Below are 18737 nucleotides of genomic sequence, written 5' to 3' on the forward strand. Positions count from 1 at the left end.
GCACAACGAGAAGCGGCTCGAACCACGCAAACGCGTGGTTCGAGCCGCTTCTCGTTGTGCAGCGCGCCGTCGGCGCCTCGCGTCAGACGCGCGACTGCACCTCGGCCAGGGACGGGTTCGTCGCGGTGCTGCCGTCCGGGAAGACCAGCGTCGGCACGGTCTGGTTGCCGCCGTTGACCTCGGCGACGAGCTCCGCGGTGCCGGGGGTCTGCTCGATGTCGACCTCGCGGAACGGCACGCCCGCCTTCGACATCTGGTTCTTCAGCCGGGCGCAGTAGCCGCACCAGCTCGTCGTGAACATCGTGACGCCGCCGGCCTCGGGCACGAACGCGTCGCGGGTGACTGTCTCGCTCATGTGCCCAGGCTAACCCCGCCGGTTCGGGGAACCCCGGTGACCCCTGGTAGACAGGACCGCGTGACGGACACCCACCTCGAGATCGAGCGTACGTACGACATGCCCGAGGGCGACGACCTGCCGGACCTCATCGGCGTCGGCAGCATCGCCCGGACGGAGCGCCAGGAGCCGTTCGGCCTCGACGCCACCTACTGGGACACCGAGCGGTACGACCTCGTCGCCTCGCGGGTGACCGTCCGCCGACGGACGGGTGGCCCGGACGCGGGATGGCACATCAAGCGCGCCGCGTCGGACACCGTCCGGCACGAGCAGCACTTCGCCCTGACGGACGATCCCGACACCGTGCCCGACGAGGTCCTGGCCGCGCTGTTCGCCGAGCGCCGGGGCCGCGGCCTGCGCCCCGTCGTCCGCATCACCACCACGCGGGCGGTCGTGCGGTTGCTCGACGAGGACGACGACCAGGTCGCCGAACTCGCCGACGACCGCGTGGTCGCCCAGCGCCTCGACGACCACGCGCCCGCGACCCCGCGCACCTGGCGTGAGGTCGAGGTCGAGGTCGCCGAGGGCGTCGACGAACAGGTGGCGCACGAGCTCTTCGCGGCACTCGACGGTCGCTTCGCCGACATCGACGCGCACCCCGCGGCGGTCACCTCGAAGCTCGCCCGCGGCCTGGAGGGCGCGCCCGCCGCCCGGCTCCGCACGGCGGAGAAGCCGGAGAAGCACACCGCGGCGCGGGCACTGACGAAGCGCCTGCGCAAGCTGCGATCGACCCTGCTCGCCCTCGAAGGACAGCTGCGCGCCGGGGCGGAGACGGACCTCCGTGAGACGGCGAGGACCTCCCTCGACATCGCCGCCGTGCTCGGCTCGTACCGTCCTGCGTTCCCGGCGACCCCGGCGACCGACCGAGCAGCCGAGGCCGCGGACGCCCTCGCCGCCGTGACGGCGCGCGCTGCGCTGGCCCACTACCTCGTGGAGCGTCTGCCCCACGCATCGACGCCGGCACAGGACCTGCTCGTCGACGCGATGACCCGGGAGCGGGTGCTCGCCGCCACCCGCGAGCGCCGTGCCGTCGCGGTCGGCGAGGTCACGGCCTTCCTGCACTCCGAGCGCTACCTCGAACTCCTCGACGCCCTCGACGACGCCGTCGAGCGTCCGGCGCCGACGGCGTGGGCGCTCCGGTCGCCGAAGCACGTCGCTCAGGACGTCTCGGCGGTCGAGAAGCCACGCGTCCGTGACCTGGTCCGGAACGCGGTCGGGGACGACGACGAGAGCGTCGGCCCTGTCGACCGTGAAGCCGCCGACCGTGCGGCGACCGAGACCGCCTGGCGCGCTGCGACCCGCGCCCGGGCGGCGATGGACGTGCTCGGGGACGACGCCTTCCCGCACGCGCTGTGGAAGCGCATCGGGGACGCCGCGGACGTGCTGACCGAGCGGGTGCGCTCCCTGCACGCCCTCGACGTGCTCCGGGTGCACTCCGGCATCGCCGAGCGTGGTGGTGAGGGGACGTTCGGGTACGGCGTGCTCGCGGGGGACCGCGTGCGGCTCGCCGAGGACTCGTACGACCAGGCCGTGCAGGCACTCAACCGCGTCTGACGCGGCTCGGCGCGCTGCGTCGCGCAGCATTCCGTGGGAGCGACAGGACTCCACCGAACTCCGGTGGAGTCCTGTTGCTCCCGCGGGACGATCGGCAGCGGCGGCGCTCAGCCGGCGGCGATCGGCTCCGCTGAGGCCGCCGCGGGGTTCACGTCAGCCAGGCCGAGCACCTCGAGCAACCAGGCGAGCTCGAACGCGCGCTCGCGCCACGAGTCGTACCGGCCGCTCACGCCGCCGTGCCCCGCTGCCATCTCGGTCTTCAGCAGGACCGGCGCCCCGACCTCGCGCAGCTTCGCGGTCCACTTCGCCGGTTCGACGTAGAGCACACGGGTGTCGTTGATCGACGTCACGGCGAGGATCCGTGGGTACTGCACGTCGTCGCGCACGTTCTCGTACGGCGAGTACTCGCTCATGTACCGGTAGACCTCGGCATCGTGCAGCGGGTCGCCCCACTCGTCCCATTCGATCACCGTGAGCGGCAGGTCCGGGTCGAGGATGCTCGTGAGCGCGTCGACGAACGGGACGGCGGCCAGGATGCCGGCGAAGCGCTCCGGCGCCAGGTTCGCGACGGCGCCCATGAGCAGGCCACCGGCGCTGCCGCCCTCGGCGACGAGACGGTCGGCGCTCGTCCGACCGCTCTCGATCAGGTGCTCGGCGACCGCGACGAAGTCGGTGAACGTGTTCTTCTTCGTCAGCGTCTTGCCGTCCTCGTACCAGTGCCGCCCCATCTCGCCGCCGCCCCGCACGTGGGCGACCGCGAAGACGACGCCGCGGTCGAGCAGGGACAGGCGCATGACGCTGAAGCCCGGGTCGATGGAGTGCTCGTAGGAGCCGTACCCGTAGAGGTGCAGCGGTGCCGGGCCGTCGGCGTCCACCGCGTCGCGGCGCCAGACGAGCGAGATCGGCACCTGCGTGCCGTCCGGGGCCGTCGCCCAGTCGCGTTCCTGCACGTAGTCGGCCGGGTCGTAGCCGCCGAGGACCGGCTGTCGCTTGAGCACCGTGACCTCGCCGGTCGCCAGGTCGAGGTCGCTGACCTCGGACGGGGTGACGAACGACGTGTACCCGATGCGCAGGGTCGGCTGCTCCCACTCGGGGTTGCCGCCGAGCCCTGCCGAGAAGAGCGCCTCGTCGAAGGGGACCTCGTGCGCGTCGCCGTAGCCGTCGCCCTCGATCGGGATGACGGCGACGCGGGGGAGCGCCTCGGCCCGGTACTCGAGCGCCAGGTGCCCGGCGAAGGCGTCCACGGACTCGATGCGGCGCTCGGTGTGGTGGGCGACGACGACGCGGCGGTCGTGCTCCGAGGTGGGGTCGTCGGCGGGGACGTCGACGAGCTCGAAGTTCTCGGCGCCGTCGTTGTGCAGTACGAGGAAGCGGTCGCTCCCGCCGACGATGGCGTGCTCGATCTCGTACTCGACCCCCTCGCGCCGCGGCCACACGACCCGGAACTCGCCGGTCGGGTCGGCGGCGTCGAGCACCAGTGCCTCGGACGTGATCTTGGAGCCGAGCTCGATGACGATGTACTGCGACGAGCGGGTCACGCCGACGCCGACCCAGTAGCGGTCGTCGGACTCCTCGAACACGACGACGTCGTCGCCGGTGGCGCTGCCGACGGTGTGCCGCCAGATGCGGTCCGGACGCCAGGACTCGTCGACGGTCGGGTAGAACACGTAGCGCCCGGACGGGTCGAAGGTCGCGCCGGAGCCGGTGTCCGGGATCTCGTCGCCGAGGTCGGTGCCCGTCGTGAGGTCGCGCACGTGCAGCGTGTAGCGCTCGTCGCCCTCGACGTCGACGCCGTAGAGGAGACGGGTCCCGTCGTCGCTGATGTCGTAGCTGCCGAGCGAGAAGAAGTCGTGCCCCTCGGCCAGGGCGTTGCCGTCGAGGACGACCTGCTCCCCGGGCAGGGCCGCCGCACCCTCGTCGACCGCGGGCGGCGTCCAGTCGTCCGGGCCGGTGATCGGTGCGCGGCAGTGCACGCCGTACTGGCTGCCCTCGGCCGTCCGCGTGAAGTACCACCAGTCGCCCATGCGCACCGGGACGGAGAGGTCCGTCTCCTGCACGCGGTTCTTGACCTCGGCGAAGATGCGGTCGCGGAGGCCGGTCAGGTGCTCGGTCTGCGCCTCGGTCCAGGCGTTCTCGGCCTCGAGGTGGGCGAGGGTCTCCGGTGACTCCTTGTCCCGCATCCACTCGTAGTCGTCGACGAACTCGATGCCGTGGTGGGTCCGCGTGACGGGCCGCTTCGCGGCGGTCGGCGGGGTGGCCTGGGCGTGCTCACTGCTCACCACGCCACCCTATGCGCCCGGGCCTCGACACCTGCTCGCACGCGCTCGGCGAAGGCGTCGAGTTCGGCCGCCACCGCCGGCGCGATCCACGCACGGCGCCGGCGACGGGCCGTCGCCGGACGGAGGACCCCGGCTCGGCACAGGTCGGTGACCGTGGTCTCGAGCAGCGTCTCGGCCGTCCCCGAGACGTCGCCCCGCGCGATCGCGCGGCGGAGGAGCTCCTCCGCGTGGTCCTCCGTCAGGACGGCGTCCTGGTCGAGCGCCCGCCCGAGCACCGCGTGCGGGCCGGAGGCGCAGGTCGTCGCCGCACGGTCCGCGGCGACCTCGTCGAGCAGCAGCCCCGTGACGAGCGCCTCGTCCGATCCCGCGCCCACGGCGATGGCGACGTCGCGCACCCACGCGTCGACGTGTCCCTCGCGGTACTGCGTCAGGTGCTGGAAGTACCGGGTGCGCTCGGCGACCAGGACGGACGAGACGGGTGGACTCGCGGTCCGCGTCGCACCCCGGTGCCGCAGCACCGCCGCCACGAGCGCGCGACCGGTCCGTCCGTTGCCGTCGGTGAACGGGTGGATCGACTCGAACTGCGCGTGTGCGATCGCCGCCTGGGCCACGGGGTGCAGGTCGTCGCGCGCGAGGAACGCGAACAGGTCGGCCATGAGCGACGGGACGAACTCGGGCGGCGGTGGGACGTGGTCGGCGTCCCGTGGTGTGCGCCCGCCCCCGATCCAGTTCTGCACGGTGCGGTAGCGACCCGCGTGCGGGCCGTCCACGGGGTCGCCGCGCAGCAGACCACGGTGGGCGTCGAGGAGCGCGGTCTCGTCGAGGTGTCCGGCTCCGGCTGCCCGCACCAGGCGCTCGAGGGCGTCCCCGGCCTGCACCATCACCGAGGCGCTCGTGTTCGCGCGCACGCCCACCAGCGCCCGGGCGACGTCCTCGGCCGTCGCGTCCTCGTGCTCGATGCGCGAGGTCGCGACCGCCTCGGTCCGGGCGAGCAGCCGGTGCAGGGGACCGGCTCCGGCTGCCTCGTCGAGCGCCCGGAGCGCCGTCAGGCTCCGGTCGAGCAGTGCCGCGGTCGCTCCGTCGGGCTCCCAGTGCGCGTCGGCGATGCACGGTGGGACCGAAGCGGTGACGGTCGCCGTCTGCCGGACGGTCCGGTCGCCGCGGGTGGCGCTGCGCCACGGCCGGACGACGGTGTCGTGGGCGGGCCAGGGTGGTCGGGGTCGGGACACGGAGCCTCCTGCGTCGATCGTCGGTGTCGAGACGGTAGGACGGACGCGACCGCGGACGCCAGGGATCGGTATGTCGCGGGGACGAGGGTGCTCCGCCGTACCGTTGTGGCATGCGCAACTCGTTCGTCGTCACCGGGGCCCACGTCGTCCCCGTCACCGCTCCGCCCTTCGAGGGGGGTGCCGTCGTCGTGGAGGACGGCCGCATCACCGCCGTCGGCCCCGACGTGGCTCCGCCGCCCGGCCTCCCCGTCGTCGACGCCGCCGGCGCCTGGCTCGTCCCCGGGTTCGTCGAGTCGCACGGCCACGTCGGCATCCACGAGGAGGCGAACGGCTGGGCCGGCAACGACACCAACGAGATGACCGACCCGAACCAGGCTGCGGTGCGGGCGATCGACGCCGTGGACATCGACGACGAGGGGTTCCGCGACGCACTGTCCGGCGGCATCACGAGCATCGTCGTGAAGCCCGGCTCCGGCAACCCGATCGGCGGGCAGACCGTCGCGATCAAGACCTGGGGTGGTCGCACGATCGACGAGCAGCTCATCTCCGACGCCGTCAGCGTCAAGAGCGCCCTCGGCGAGAACCCGAAGCGCGTGTACGGCGACAAGGGGAGGACGCCGTCGACGCGCCTCGGCGTGGCGAAGGTCGTCCGCGAGGCGTTCGTCGCCGCGCAGGACTACCGCGCCGCCCGTGCGGCCGCCGCCGCGAAGGGGGAGCCGTTCACCCGCGACCTGACGAACGAGACGCTCGTCCGGGTGCTCGACGGCGAGCTCGCGTGGGACCAGCACGTCCACCGGCACGACGACCTCGCGACCGCGCTCCGCCTGGCCGACGAGTTCGGGTACCGGCTCGTCGTCAACCACGGCACCGAGGCGCACAAGATCGCCGACCTGCTCGCCGAGCGCGACGTCCCGGTGATCTACGGCCCGCTGTTCACGAGCCGCTCGAAGGTCGAACTCCGCGACCGCGGCATCCCGAACGTCGTGGCGCTCGCCGCCGCCGGTGTCCGCGTGGCCATCACCACCGACGCCCCGGTCGTGCCGATCGCGATGCTGGTCGACCAGGCCACGGCGGCCGTCAAGGAGGGCCTGCCCTGGCAGACCGCGCTCGAGGCCCTCACCACCAACCCCGCGGCCTTCCTCGGCTTCGGGGACCGTGTCGGCCGCATCGCACCGGGCTTCGACGCCGACCTCGTCCTGTGGGACGGCGACCCGCTGGCCGCGACCAGCCGCGCGACGCGCGTCTGGATCGAGGGCGCGTCCGTGTACGAGTGGGCCGACGGGACGGGCGTCACCACGCCGCGCTGGTGACCGGATGACGGTCTGGAGGCTCGTGGCGGCCCCGCCACGGTCCTCCCGTCCGCAAGACGCAACCTCGGCGGTTGCTCGCAACGCCGTACCGCTGCGCGCAACCGCCGACGTTGCGTTCCGCGAAGGGGGCGCCGAGCGTCAGGCGTCGCGGGACAGCAGGAAGTCGTTGATGCGCTCGGTCATCGGCAGGTCCATCTCCCGCGCGACGCCGTTCACGGACCGGATCGGTGCCGCCTGGCGGACGCTCGACAGCAGCCACAGGGCGTCGGCGGCCTCCAGGTCGGCCAGCGTGACGAGCTCGTACGAGGTCGCGATGCCCTCGCCCTCGGCGAACCGGAAGACGTCGGCCTGCGTCGTCCCCGCCAGGATGCCGATGTCGGTCCGCGGCGTCACGAACCTGCCGTCGACGGACATCACCAGGTTCGCGCGGGTGCCCTCGAGCACGTACCCGTCCGTCGAGACGAAGAGCGCGTCGTCCGCTCCGCGGCGCTCGGCCTCGCGGAGCGCCGCCATGTTCACCGCGTACGACAGCGTCTTCGCGCCCTGCAGCAACCACGGCGAGGTCCGCTCGACGTCGTGCCGGTAGCCGCGGTCGAGCGTCACGACGGCGATGCCCGCCGTCCGCGCGGGCGTCTGGTCGCCGGACGGTGCCGCGTAGACCCAGCCGGTCGGTCGACCCGAGCCCTCGACGCCGCGGGTCATGACGGTCTTCGCGAAGGCCTCGTGCACCGGGTCGAGCCGGGCGCACACCGCCTCGATCGCCTGGCGCCACGCATCGACGTCCGGCGTGGGCAGGTCGAGCATCGCCGCGGACCGCACGAAGCGGGCGAGGTGCGGTTCGAGCGCCTGCGGCCGACCGTCGACCACCGTGATGGTCTCGAACACCCCGTCGCCGCGGATCGCCCCGAGGTCCTGCACCTGCAGGTGCTCCTCGAGCGGCTTCGCCCACGTGTACGCGTCGGCCTCGGGGTCGTGCGGGGCGGCGTCGCGCGAGGGCTGGTTGAGGACGGCGAGGACGGTGTCGGTCATGCCACCATCCAACCGCAGCACCGGGTCGGTGGTCGTCAGTCGCGCCCGGGGAGCGCGCCCATGAGCTTCCACACCGCCGGCGTCAGCTCGGGGTGCTGCAGGGCGATCCGGCGGAGCCGGTGGTACTCCTCGCCGAGCTCGGTGCCCTGCCCGGAGGCCGGGTGGCCCGCCCAGTGCACGCTGCGCTGCCCGATCGCCGCGTCGAGCTCGACGGCGTCGGCGCGGAGGATGAGCACGACCTGCTCGTCGACGGTCGGGAGCGTCGGCATGAACTCCCACGGGTCCTCGCCCGCACGGCTGCGGTGCTCGACGATCATCGAGATCTCCTCGGCGGCCTCGGCGCGCAGCACTTCGAGGCTGCGCCCGGTCCTGCGGGGCTCAGCCATGGTGCCCCCGCAGCACGCCTGCCATGCCAGCGATCGTACGCCAGCGCGGAGCGCCCACCGGACACGTCCGCCAGACTGGGGACCGTGACCGAACGCGACGAGACGAAGTCCCAGCACGCCCCGGTCGTGGTCGTCTACCTGCTCCGTGACGGTCCCGACGGCGCCGAGGTGCTGCTCGGCGAGAAACGTCGGGGGCTCGGGGCCGGGCGCCTCGTCGGTCCGGGCGGCAAGCGCGAGCCGGGGGAGCCGCCGGTGGCGGCAGCGGTGCGCGAGGTGGCGGAGGAGGTCGGTCTGCGGCTCGAGTCGGACGACCTGGAGGCGCGTGGCACGTTGGACTACCGGTTCCCGTTCCGACCGTCCTGGTCGCAGCGCTCGGACGTCTTCGTCTGCCGCCGCTGGCAGGGGACCCCGTCGGGCAGCGACGAGCTGGAGCCGCGGTGGGTCCCCGTCGACGCGGTGCCCTACGACGCGATGTGGGACGACGCGCGCTACTGGTTGCCGGGCGTGCTGGCCGGCGGGAGCGTCACGGCGCGCTTCACCTTCGCGGAGGACAACGCGACCGTCTCGGGCTTCAGCGGCGAAGGCGTCTAGCGGGCGCCCGCACGACCCTGCTGGACGCGGGTGCTGCCGGTGCGCGCCTCCTCCGCGGCGGCGAGGACGTCGGCGTCCCCGCTGCGACCACCGAGCGGGCGGACGAAGAAGTCGACGATGCCCGCCGCGATCGCCCCGAGGACCGCGAACATCGCCCAGCCGACGAACAGCCCGGCGGTGTTCCGGCCGTCGGCGGGGGCGAGGAACACGCTTGCGGCGTAGAGCGCTGCCGCGAGCACGAGGAACGCCACGACGGCGGTGACGAGGACGCGGTGCCAGGCGGTGCGCGGGTGCATGCGGAACAGGATACGCGCGCTCCGGGGAACGACCGAGCGGGCGCCGGAGCCGCTCAGCGCTCGGCGTGCCGTCCGTGCTGGCGCTCGTCGGGCGCGCCGGTCCGCGTCGTGCGCGATCCTGCCGGGGCCGGGCGGCGACCGGACGCGTCCACGCGGGGGACGGGACGGGTGCGGGGGCCGGTGGCAGCGCCTCCCGGTCGCGCCGGGCCGGACCGGTCCGCCTGCCGCACCACGGGGATGCGTCCGGTCGGGGTGGTCTCCTGTTCGAGCCCGTCGCGACCGCCGGTGAAGACGTCGCCGGCGACACGCTCGTCCTCCCAGTCGTCGTCGCGCAGGACGCTCAGCGTGCCGGTCTCGGTCGAGGTCAGTCCGTGGCGCTCGAGCTCGGCGTCCCGCTGCTTCCCGAGGAACTCGCGGTTCGCGGTCTGCGCGTCCTGGAACATAGTCGTGCGGTTGTTCACGATCGCCGCGATGCGACGGCGCTCCCACCACTGCTTGCCGAAGAACATCAGCACGAGCCCGGCGGCGGCGTAACAGCCCATCGTGACCAGCCCGCGACCGAAGCCGGGGCCGACGCCGTAGATCTCGTGCTTGATCATGTCGACCATGCTCGAGCCGACCACGACGTGGTTGAGCCACGCGAAGGGCTCCGGCATGAACCACTTCGGGTACGCGCCGCCGGAGGAGGGCATCGACAGGAAGACGAAGCAGATCATCGCGGGCGCGGCGATGAACCGGCCGACGAAGTAGCTCAGGCCGTTGACGGCGAGACCGATCGCGACGATCCAGCCCCAGGCGATGAGCACGAGTCCGATCCAGTGCCCGTGGATCGCGCCGACGACCGGGCCGGCGAGCGTGTTCGTGATCAGTGAGATCACGAGGCCGCCGACGACGATCACGGTCATGCGGGTGCGGTGTCGCAGCGGACCGCCCATGATGCCGATGAACATCGCGACCATGTAGCCGCCGATGCACCAGGCGAGCATGACGTACATCGCGACGGTGCCGTACTCGTCGTACGCGGGCAGCGGTGCGAGCTCGGTGACGGTCGGGGCGGCGACTCCGATCCCGGTGAGCACGCTGGTCAGCGTCGCGGGGACGAGCGAGGCGACCTGGAACTGGTGGGCGCTCGCCTTGAAGACCTCGTTCGCCGAAGGGTCGTACGCGACGGCCATCGTGCCGGCCAGGACGTCCTGCTTCGCGCGGGCCAGCGACTCGTACGTGTGGAACACGTACTCACCGGGCAGGGCCTTGCCGACGGCGGCGACGAGGGTCGGATCGCTGCCGACCAGGGCGACGGGGACGTCGTGCGGGTGGGGAGCGTGGAAGGCGAAGACGTAGCAGAGGCAGAAGCCGACGATGAAGAACAGCGGCATCCAGAGCTGCAGCCCGATGAGCTGCAGCGAGGGGTGGAGCGTGCCGTACCAGCGGCGGTACCGGCTGATCCGCTGCGGCTCGGGCACCGGTGCCTGGCGCACGCGCCCCGCACGGCTGCCGGCGCTCCGGCTGCCGGCGACGGGAGCACCGCGACGGGGCCGCGAACCGCCCCGCGTCGAGGGCCGGGTCTGCCGGGGCTTCGGCGCGGACGACCGCGGCGCTCCGTCACGATCGGGGAGGTCGCTCTTCCTGGGGACGTCGTTCCGCGGCTCGCTCACTCGGCGCTCTGCTCCTTCTGCTGGTCGGAGCATCACGGTACGCCGGGCGTGCTCACCGCGCCCCGTGAGCTGTCGGGGCAGGACCGGCTGCGGCGGCCCGGGACCGGCAGCGCCGGGGCAGGACCGGCTGCGGCGGCCCGGGACCGGCAGCGCCGGGTCAGGACCGGCTGCGGGAGGCCTGGGCCGAGTCCATCGCGAGTTCCTCGGCGTCGAGCGTCACGAGCACGCGGCGCATGACCTCCTCGTCGAGGTTGCCCTTCTCGCGTTCCTCGAGCACGATCTCGCGGCGACGGTCGAGCAGTTCGCGGCGGATGTCCTGGATCTGGGCGCCGCGGAGTCGCAGCGGAGCGTTCCGGTCCTCGACCTCCTCTTCCTCGGCGTCGCGGCGGAACGTCTCGGCCTGTCGTTCGAGGCGGGCCTTCAGTCGGTTCACGACGCTGTCCGATGCCTCGGCGCCGTACTGCTCGGCCCACGCCGGTCGCCTCCGTTCGAGCAGGGCGATCGCGGCCTCGGTGGTGCGTTGGTTGAGTCGCATCTCGCTGCGGACGTCCGCCTCTCCCTCGGCCGGGTCCTGCACCTTCAGCGCCCGGATCACGAACGGCAGGGTCAGCCCCTGCAGTAGGAGCGTGCCGACGGTGACCACGAAGGCGATCACGAAGATGGTGTCCTGCGCCTTGACGTCGACCGAGTTGCCGACGACGGAGACCGCCGCCGCGAGGGTCACCACACCGCGCATGCCGGTCCACGAGATGACGGTGAGCTCCCGCCAGTTCAGCTTCGGTTCGGCGGAACCGCGCAGCCAGCGCAGGGACGGGTGACCGCGGGACAGTCGGACGCGCAACGGCCGCAGCCACCGGCCGTTGAAGCGGTTGCGCGCGTACGACTCGAAGACGAAGAGCGGTCGCACGAGGATCACGACGACCAGGACGACGGCCGCCGCGGTGAGGGTCTGCGTCAGGCTGCGGTCGCTCTCGACGAGGTTCTGGACGACGGTCTTCAGCTGCAGGCCGATGAGAGCGAAGACGAACCCCTCGAGGATCACGTCCGCACTCGTCCACAGCGGGCGCTCCTGCAGCCGGGTCGCGTAGCCCTCCTTCGGCGAGTTGTAGCCGATGTACAGCCCCGCGGTGACCACGGCGATGACCCCGGAGCCGGAGAGGTGCTCGGCGAGGACGTACGCGACGAAGGGCAGCAGGATGCTCATGATCGTCTCGACGACCGGGTCGTTGATGCGCATCCGGATCCAGTGGACGGCGACGCCGAGGACGATGCCCACCGCCAGGCCGACACCGATCGCGAGCCCGAAGATGCCGAGGTCCTGCCAGATCGTCAGCGACGTCCCCGCCGCGATGAGCGTGAAGACCCGCACGAGGGTGAGGGACGCGGCGTCGTTGATGAGGCTCTCGCCGGACAGGACCGTCATCACCCGGCGGGGGAGTCCGAGCTTCCGGCCGATCGCCGCGGCGGACACCGCGTCCGGCGGGGCGACGACGGCGCCGAGCAGGATCGCCGCGGGCCAGTCCATGTCCGGGATGATGATGTACGCGGCGAGGGCGACCGCGAGCGCGGTGACGATCACGAGGAAGATACCGAGACGGCGGATCTGCTTGATGGACTGCCGGAAGCTCTGCCACGACACGTCGAGGGCGGCGGAGTAGAGCAGCGGCGGCAGGACGACGGTGAGGATCACCTCGGAGTCGATCTCGATCTCCGGCAGGCCCGGCAGGAACGACACCGCGAGCGCCACGGCCGTGACGAGCAGCGGCGCGGGCAGCCCCTTGGCCCGCGCGAAGCCGGTCACCGCGAGTGAACCGATCAACAGGATGAGGAGTTCCGCGGTGTCCATGGGGTCCATTCTCCCATCGACATGATTCGCAGGCTGAACGATCCCGCAGGTCGGGTGGCGCGGCGGCGGACGACAGGGTTTGCCCCGGAGCCGATCGGCTGCGACACTTGCCCGCGGTGGACATCACACTCATAGTCGTCCTGGTCATCGCGTTGGCCCTCTTCTTCGACTTCACAAACGGTTTTCACGACACCGCCAACGCGATGGCGACACCGATCGCCACCGGTGCCATGAAGCCCAAGGTGGCCGTCACGGTCGCCGCGGTGCTCAACCTCGTCGGTGCGTTCCTCAGCACCGCCGTCGCGACGTCGATCTCGCACGGCCTGATCAACGAGGGCCCCGGTGGCGTCGCGATCACCCCGGAGATGATCTTCGCGGGCCTGATCGGCGCGGTCGTCTGGAACATGATCACGTGGCTGCGCGGTCTGCCGTCGTCGTCCTCGCACGCGCTGTTCGGCGGGCTCATCGGTGCCGCGATCGTCGGAGCCGGCTTCGACTCCGTGAACTACGCCGCGCTGCTGACCGTCGTGATCATCCCCGCGTTCCTGTCGCCGGTGATCGCCGCGCTGGTCTCGCTCCTCGCCACGCGCATCGCCTACCGCGTGACCCGTCGTCCGGTCTTCCCGAACGAGCGCGGCGGCTTCCGCATCGGCCAGGTGTTCACGAGCTCGATGGTCTCCCTCGCGCACGGCACGAACGACGCGCAGAAGACGATGGGCGTGATCACGCTGACGCTGATCGCCTCGGGCGCGCAGTCGGCGAACCAGGGCGTGCAGTTCTGGGTCGTCGTCGCGTGTGCGCTCGCGATCGCACTCGGCACGTACACCGGTGGTTGGCGCATCATCCGCACCCTCGGGTCGGGTCTGACCGAGATCCGCGCCACCCAGGGCTTCGCCGCCGAGGCGTCCACCGCAGCCACCATCCTCGCGTCGAGCCACCTCGGCTTCGCGCTCTCGACCACGCAGGTGTCGTCGGGGTCGATCATCGGCGCCGGGCTCGGCCGTCGTGGCTCGAAGATCCAGTGGTCGACGGCGGGCAAGATCGTCGTCGCCTGGTTCATCACGCTGCCGGCCGCCGCAGCCGTCGGCGCGATCGCGTCCGGCATCGCCCGGCTCGGTGTCGGGGGACTCGTCATCGACGCGGTCGTCGGCGCAGCCGTCATCCTCGGGCTCTACCTCTGGTCGCTGCGGAAGCCGCACGACCAGGCCGCCGCGATCGAGGTGGACGTAGCCGCCAACGCGGTCTTCACCCGCAAGGAGCTCCGCGACATGCAGCGCAAGAAGCGTGCCGCCCAGGTCGCCGAGCGGCGCGCCGAGCTCAGCCGTGAGCGCACCCTGCGCCGCATGGCCGGACGGAACGGAGGGCGCCGCTGATGGGCATCGCCACTGACTCGCGCAGCTTCGCATCCCTGGGCGGAGGGATCCGCTGATGGGCATCGACTGGTTCGCATTCCTCACCGTGGCGATCGTCGCGGTCGTCTCCGCGTGCTTCGTGGTCCTCGTCTACTCGATCGGCCTGCGCCTCTGGAGCGCCGCCGACACGCGCGCCGGCAAGTACACCGTGAAGGACGACGGCACCGTCGGCCCCGCCACGGCCGGCTTCCCCCAGCCCGGCACCGTCCAGCCCGGCGTCCGCGCGTTCCGCGCGCTCGCCGTCGCGTGCTTCGCCGTCTCCGGCCTGGCCGTGCTCTACGGCATCTACCTGATCGTCCCGCAGTTCCACTGACGGTCACGTCCACCTGACGGACGGGAGGCCCGTGGCGACGCCGCCACGGGCCTCCCGTCCGTCGTCGGTCACCACGCGCGCCCACCTGCCGGACCCGACCGGCCGGACGGGCTAGCCTCGACAGGGTGACCGGCAACGAAGCAGCGCGCACCAGGACCGAGACCGACTCGCTGGGATCCCTCGAGGTCCCCGCCGACGCGTACTGGGGCATCAACACCCTCCGGGCGCTCGAGAACTTCCCGATCACGTCGGTGCCGATCGCGGTGTACCCGGACCTCGTCGAGGCGCTCGCGACCGTGAAGCAGGCCGCCGCGCGGGCGAACAAGGCCATCGGGGTGCTCGACGCCGAGCGTGCCGACGCCATCGACCAGGCGGCGCAGGAGGTCCGCGACGGGAGCCTCCGCGACCAGTTCGTCGTCGACGTCGTGCAGGGCGGCGCGGGGACGTCGACGAACATGAACACGAACGAGGTGCTCGCCAACCGCGCCCTCGAGATCCTCGGGCGTGAGAAGGGCGACTACGCGTACCTGCACCCGATCGACCACGTGAACCGCAGCCAGTCGACGAACGACACCTACCCGACGAGCATCAAGCTGGCGATGATCCTGGGGGTGCGGCGGCTCACCGAGCAGCTCGAACTGCTCTCCGACGCGTTCGCCGAGCGCGGCCGGGCGTTCCAGGACGTCCTGAAGGTCGGGCGCACGCAGCTGCAGGACGCCGTGCCGATGACCCTCGGGCAGGAGTTCACCGGGTTCGCGCACACCATCCAGGAGGACGTCCTGCTCCTCCGCACGGTCTCGCCGCTGCTCGCGGAGACGAACCTCGGGGCGACGGCCATCGGCACGGGCATCACCGCGGACCCGCAGTACCGCGACGAGGTCCGTCGGCAGCTGCAGGTCGCGAGCGGGCTCGACATCGTCACCGCACCCGACCTGATCGAGGCGACGAGTGACGCCGGTGCCTTCATGACGCTGTCCGGCACGGTGAAGCGCAGCGCGGCCAAGCTGTCGAAGATCTGCAACGACCTGCGGTTGCTCGCGTCGGGGCCGCAGGCGGGGCTCGGCGAGATCACGCTGCCCGCGCGCCAGGCCGGGTCGTCGATCATGCCGGGCAAGGTCAACCCGGTGATCCCGGAGGTCGTCAACCAGATCGCGTTCGCCGTCGCCGGTGCCGACACCACGGTGACGATGGCCGCCGAGGGCGGGCAGCTGCAGCTCAACGCCTTCGAGCCGATCATCACCCACTCGATCCTGCAGTCGCTGCAGTGGATGGCGAGCGGGTGCGCCACGCTCCGGGTGAACTGCGTCACGGGCATCGAGGCGAACGAGGCCAAGCTCGCCGCGCAGGTGGACACCAACGTCGGCGTCGTCACCGCGCTGACGCCCTACATCGGCTACGCGGCCGCGGCGTCGATCGCGCACACCGCGTTGACGACCTCGACGCCGATCGCGACGCTCGTCACGGCGGCGGGGCTGATGGACGAGGACCAGGTGCAGCGGGTCCTGTCGCCGGCGCGCTTGTCGGGCATCGAGCTCGCGACGGGGGCGATCCCGATCGTCACCGAGGAGATGTTGGACGCCGAGGCGGAGCGGGTCGCGCGCGAGCGCTGACCCCGTCCCGCGGGACGCAACCTCGGCGGCACTGCGCAGCGGTACAGCGCTGCGAGGCGTCGCCGACGTTGCGTCGTGCGGAGCGCCGCGCGAGCGCTGGAGCCTAGGGCAGCGGGGGCTCGCCGACCCGCACCTGGTGCGACATCGCGCGCAGGTGCTCCTCGGTCGGCGAGGGCTCCTCGTGCTCGTCCTCGGCACGCTGCTGCGCGGCGAGCCGGACCCGGTGCGCCGCAGCGATGTCCTGGTCGCGCCAGCGTGCGAGCGTGAAGTTCCGCGTGACGTCGCGGAGTGGCAGTCGGATCGACTCGTCAGCCTCGATGCCCGCGAGGAGCTGGCGCATCCGGATGACCTCGGAGTCGAGCTCCCCGCCGACGACGAGCACGAAGTTCGAGATGTACAGGTACACGAGCAGCAGGATCGCGCCACCGAGCCACCCGTAGGCCCGGTTCCCGCTGCCGCCGACCGTCTCGACGTAGATCGAGAAGCCGAGGGTCGCCACCGCCCAGGTCACGATCGCGAACGCCGCTCCGGCCGACACCCACCGCAGCTGCGGGGTCTTCACGTTCGGCGTCGCGTAGTAGAGGACCGCCACCATCACCACGAGGACGACGGCGAGCACGGGCCACTTCGCCACGTTCCACAGGTCGTCGATCCACGGTGCCCACCCCAGCTGCCGGACGATCGCCGCCGAGATCGTCGGGGTGCCGAGCAGGATGACGATCGCGATCGCCCCGCCGACCATCACGAGCAACGTGACGAGGAGCATCATGCTGCGGAACTTCCAGATCCGCCGGCCCTCCTCGACCTCGTAAGCGGTGTTCATCGCGCGTCCGAACGCCGTGGCGTACCCGGAGAGCGACCACAGCGTCAGGACGAGCCCGATCGAGAAGCCCACCCACGGGTTGTCGAGCGTCAGCAGCTGGCGCAGCGGCCCCTCGAGGTGCTGCGCGGTCTCGGGGCGGACGATGAAGCCCAGCACCTGGATGATGTCCGTCAGGCTGTCGCCCTGCCGGTCCACGACGGACAGGGCCGACACCACGGCGAGCGCCGCGGGGAACACGGTCAGCAGGGCGAAGAACGTCAGGGAGGCCGCGGCGTCCACGACGCGGTGGCGGATCACCGAGTGGTAGGTGCGCCGGACGACCGCGCGGACGCCGGTCCGCTGCAGGTCGCGCGAGGCGCTGTCGGGCATGCGATGTACCGTACCCGACCCCACGACGGCCGGGAGGCGCGGTGCGGCACCGCCACGCGCCTCCCGTCCGCGGACAGCTGCACGAGACTCGGCCCCGCGGACAAATTCGCCGTTCCCGCGCGCGAGTCTCGTCCGCCAGGCCGAGTCTCGGACCTGACGGGGCCGGCACCCGCCGGTCAGTTCGCGTGCGGGTCGAGTGCGTCGTACCGGCGGAAGGAGGGCACCAGCCGGAGCAGCAGTGCCACGAGGCCGATGATGAGCACGCCGCCGATGATCGGCGGGTACGCGATGCCGGCCGCGACGACGAGGCCGGCGTACAGGTCGCCGAGGCGCGGGCCGCCGGTCACGACCACGATGAAGATGCCCTGCAGCCGTCCGCGCATCCCGTCGGGCGAGGCCGCCTGCAGGATCGTGTTCCGGAACACCGAGCTGACGTTGTCCGCGCCGCCCGCCGCCGCGAGGAACAGCGCCGCGAGTCCGAGTGCGGGCAGGATCTCGATGCCGAAGGCCTCGCCGGACCGACCGCCGAGCAGGTGCGCCACCGCGATGACGACGCCGAACGCCGCGATCGCCGCGCCGTACGCCGTGATCGCCCAGCCGACGGCCTCGCCCTGGCGTCGCACGTGCCCGAGCGGGCCGGAGAACACGCTCGACAGCAGCGCGCCGACGGCGTAGGCGGCGGTCAGGGTGCCGACCGTGATCGACCCGCCGCCGATGACCAGCGCCCCGATCGCCGGGAAGAGCACGCGCGGCTGGCCGAACGTCATCGCGACGATGTCGAGCACGAACGTCATCGTGATGTTGCGGGACCGCCTGAGGAACCGCGCACCCTCGACCAGGGAGCGCAGCCCGGGGCGGAGGGCGTCGTGCTCCGCCGCCATCCGGGGGAGGGTGAAGACGCCGAGGAAGGCGAACGTGAAGAGCACGACGTCGATCGTGTAGGTCGGTGCGAAGCCGACGCTCGCGATGAGGACACCGGCGATCGCCGGGCCCACCGTCACCTGGAACCCGGACGCGATGCCACCGAGGGCGCTCGCCGCCGGGAGCAGGTCCGTCCCGACGAGCCGGGGGACGATCGCCGAACGCGAGGCGTTGCTCACGGTCGCGGCGACGGCGTTGACGGTCGCGAGCACGTAGAGGAGCGCCACGCTGTGCAGCCCGAGCCAGGCGTGCGTGGCGATGAGCGCGACCGCGGCCCAGGCGATGATCGCGGACACGAGGGCCACGAGCCGCCGGTCGAAGGCGTCCGCGAGCATCCCGCCGTAGAGCCCGGCGACGATCATCGGGACGAGGGCGATCACGCCGACGAGCGCGACCGCGAAGGTCGAGCGGGTGATCTCGTAGACCTCGAGGCCGACCGCCACGGTGGTCATCTGCGTGCCGATGCCGGCGATCGCCGTGCCGGCCCAGAGCCGCGCGAACGCGGGGGAGCGGCGGAGCGGGGTGAGGTCGGCGAGCAGGCGGCGGCGGGGTTCGGTGTCAGGTCGTGTCACGGTGGAACCATTCTGCGGCCTGCGCCGCCCCGAGCGGGCGGAATCTGCGGGCTCCGGCGACGCGAGCGGGCGGAATCTGCGGGCTCGGGCGACGCGAGCGGGCGGAGTGTGTCGCGTTCGTCCGCTGAGCGTGACGGATCGCGCCCGT

General features: G+C 72.2%; 16 protein-coding genes. 6 read left to right on the top strand and 10 right to left on the bottom strand.

Annotated elements, in window-relative coordinates; genetic code table 11:
* Positions 1–82: 82 nt before the first annotated feature.
* Positions 83–355, bottom strand: a complete 273-nt coding sequence (locus M3666_RS06570) for a mycoredoxin (protein ID WP_066653207.1) — start codon at positions 353–355, stop codon at positions 83–85.
* Positions 356–415: 60 nt separating this feature from the next.
* Here M3666_RS06570 and M3666_RS06575 point away from each other — a divergent pair, with 60 nt between their 5' ends.
* Complete coding sequence (locus M3666_RS06575; protein WP_251154802.1) at positions 416–1948, top strand: CYTH domain-containing protein; 1533 nt, start codon at positions 416–418, stop codon at positions 1946–1948.
* Between the two features lie 107 nt (positions 1949–2055).
* Here the strand turns inward: M3666_RS06575 and M3666_RS06580 are convergent, their stop codons facing one another.
* Positions 2056–4227 carry a S9 family peptidase gene (locus tag M3666_RS06580; RefSeq protein ID WP_251154803.1) on the bottom strand — a complete coding sequence of 724 codons (2172 nt, stop codon included), beginning with the start codon at positions 4225–4227 and terminating at the stop codon, positions 2056–2058.
* Positions 4224–5456 carry a Fic family protein gene (locus tag M3666_RS06585; RefSeq protein ID WP_251154804.1) on the bottom strand — a complete coding sequence of 411 codons (1233 nt, stop codon included), beginning with the start codon at positions 5454–5456 and terminating at the stop codon, positions 4224–4226. The genes M3666_RS06580 and M3666_RS06585 overlap by 4 nt, the downstream gene beginning before the upstream one ends.
* Before the next feature lie 110 nt (positions 5457–5566).
* On the opposite strand from M3666_RS06585, the gene M3666_RS06590 reads away from it, so the two are divergent.
* Positions 5567–6766: an amidohydrolase gene (locus tag M3666_RS06590; protein WP_251154805.1), complete on the top strand. Its 1200-nt coding sequence runs from the start codon at positions 5567–5569 to the stop codon at positions 6764–6766.
* 138 nt (positions 6767–6904) lie between these two features.
* On the opposite strand, the gene M3666_RS06595 is transcribed toward M3666_RS06590, so the two are convergent.
* Together M3666_RS06595 and M3666_RS06600 are read right to left on the bottom strand one after the other, a co-directional pair.
* Positions 6905–7795 (bottom strand): aminodeoxychorismate lyase, encoded by an 891-nt coding sequence (locus tag M3666_RS06595; protein WP_251154806.1) that lies wholly within the window; start codon positions 7793–7795, stop codon positions 6905–6907.
* Between the two features lie 35 nt (positions 7796–7830).
* Complete coding sequence (locus tag M3666_RS06600; protein ID WP_066653218.1) at positions 7831–8181, bottom strand: tryptophan synthase subunit alpha; 351 nt, start codon at positions 8179–8181, stop codon at positions 7831–7833.
* An 84-nt stretch (positions 8182–8265) separates the two neighbouring features.
* On the opposite strand from M3666_RS06600, the gene M3666_RS06605 reads away from it, so the two are divergent.
* Positions 8266–8772 (top strand): 8-oxo-dGTP diphosphatase, encoded by a 507-nt coding sequence (locus tag M3666_RS06605; protein WP_251154807.1) that lies wholly within the window; start codon positions 8266–8268, stop codon positions 8770–8772.
* Here the strand turns inward: M3666_RS06605 and M3666_RS06610 are convergent.
* From M3666_RS06610 to M3666_RS06620, 3 genes are all read right to left on the bottom strand, one after another.
* Positions 8769–9068 carry a hypothetical protein gene (locus tag M3666_RS06610; protein ID WP_066653223.1) on the bottom strand — a complete coding sequence of 100 codons (300 nt, stop codon included), beginning with the start codon at positions 9066–9068 and terminating at the stop codon, positions 8769–8771. The genes M3666_RS06605 and M3666_RS06610 overlap by 4 nt on opposite strands.
* A 53-nt stretch (positions 9069–9121) precedes the next feature.
* Positions 9122–10546 (bottom strand): ABC transporter permease, encoded by a 1425-nt coding sequence (locus M3666_RS06615; RefSeq protein WP_251154808.1) that lies wholly within the window; start codon positions 10544–10546, stop codon positions 9122–9124.
* A 334-nt stretch (positions 10547–10880) separates the two neighbouring features.
* Positions 10881–12569: a sodium:proton antiporter gene (locus M3666_RS06620; RefSeq protein WP_251154809.1), complete on the bottom strand. Its 1689-nt coding sequence runs from the start codon at positions 12567–12569 to the stop codon at positions 10881–10883.
* 116 nt (positions 12570–12685) lie between these two features.
* On the opposite strand from M3666_RS06620, the gene M3666_RS06625 reads away from it, so the two are divergent.
* From M3666_RS06625 to M3666_RS06635, 3 genes are all read left to right on the top strand, one after another.
* Positions 12686–13942, top strand: a complete 1257-nt coding sequence (locus M3666_RS06625) for an inorganic phosphate transporter (protein WP_081984745.1) — start codon at positions 12686–12688, stop codon at positions 13940–13942.
* Between the two features lie 55 nt (positions 13943–13997).
* Positions 13998–14294 carry a hypothetical protein gene (locus M3666_RS06630; protein WP_066653232.1) on the top strand — a complete coding sequence of 99 codons (297 nt, stop codon included), beginning with the start codon at positions 13998–14000 and terminating at the stop codon, positions 14292–14294.
* A gap of 125 nt (positions 14295–14419) precedes the next feature.
* Complete coding sequence (locus M3666_RS06635) at positions 14420–15904, top strand: aspartate ammonia-lyase (RefSeq protein ID WP_066653235.1); 1485 nt, start codon at positions 14420–14422, stop codon at positions 15902–15904.
* Between the two features lie 103 nt (positions 15905–16007).
* On the opposite strand, the gene M3666_RS06640 is transcribed toward M3666_RS06635, so the two are convergent.
* On the bottom strand, positions 16008–17096 hold the full coding sequence (locus tag M3666_RS06640) for a YihY/virulence factor BrkB family protein (protein ID WP_066653237.1): 1089 nt from the start codon (positions 17094–17096) through the stop codon (positions 16008–16010).
* Between the two features lie 176 nt (positions 17097–17272).
* Positions 17273–18589 carry an MFS transporter gene (locus M3666_RS06645; RefSeq protein WP_209686084.1) on the bottom strand — a complete coding sequence of 439 codons (1317 nt, stop codon included), beginning with the start codon at positions 18587–18589 and terminating at the stop codon, positions 17273–17275.
* Between the last annotated feature and the right edge of the window lie 148 nt (positions 18590–18737).

It is taken from the genome of Curtobacterium sp. ODYSSEY 48 V2 (genome assembly GCF_023712625.1).
Classification (GTDB): domain Bacteria; phylum Actinomycetota; class Actinomycetes; order Actinomycetales; family Microbacteriaceae; genus Curtobacterium.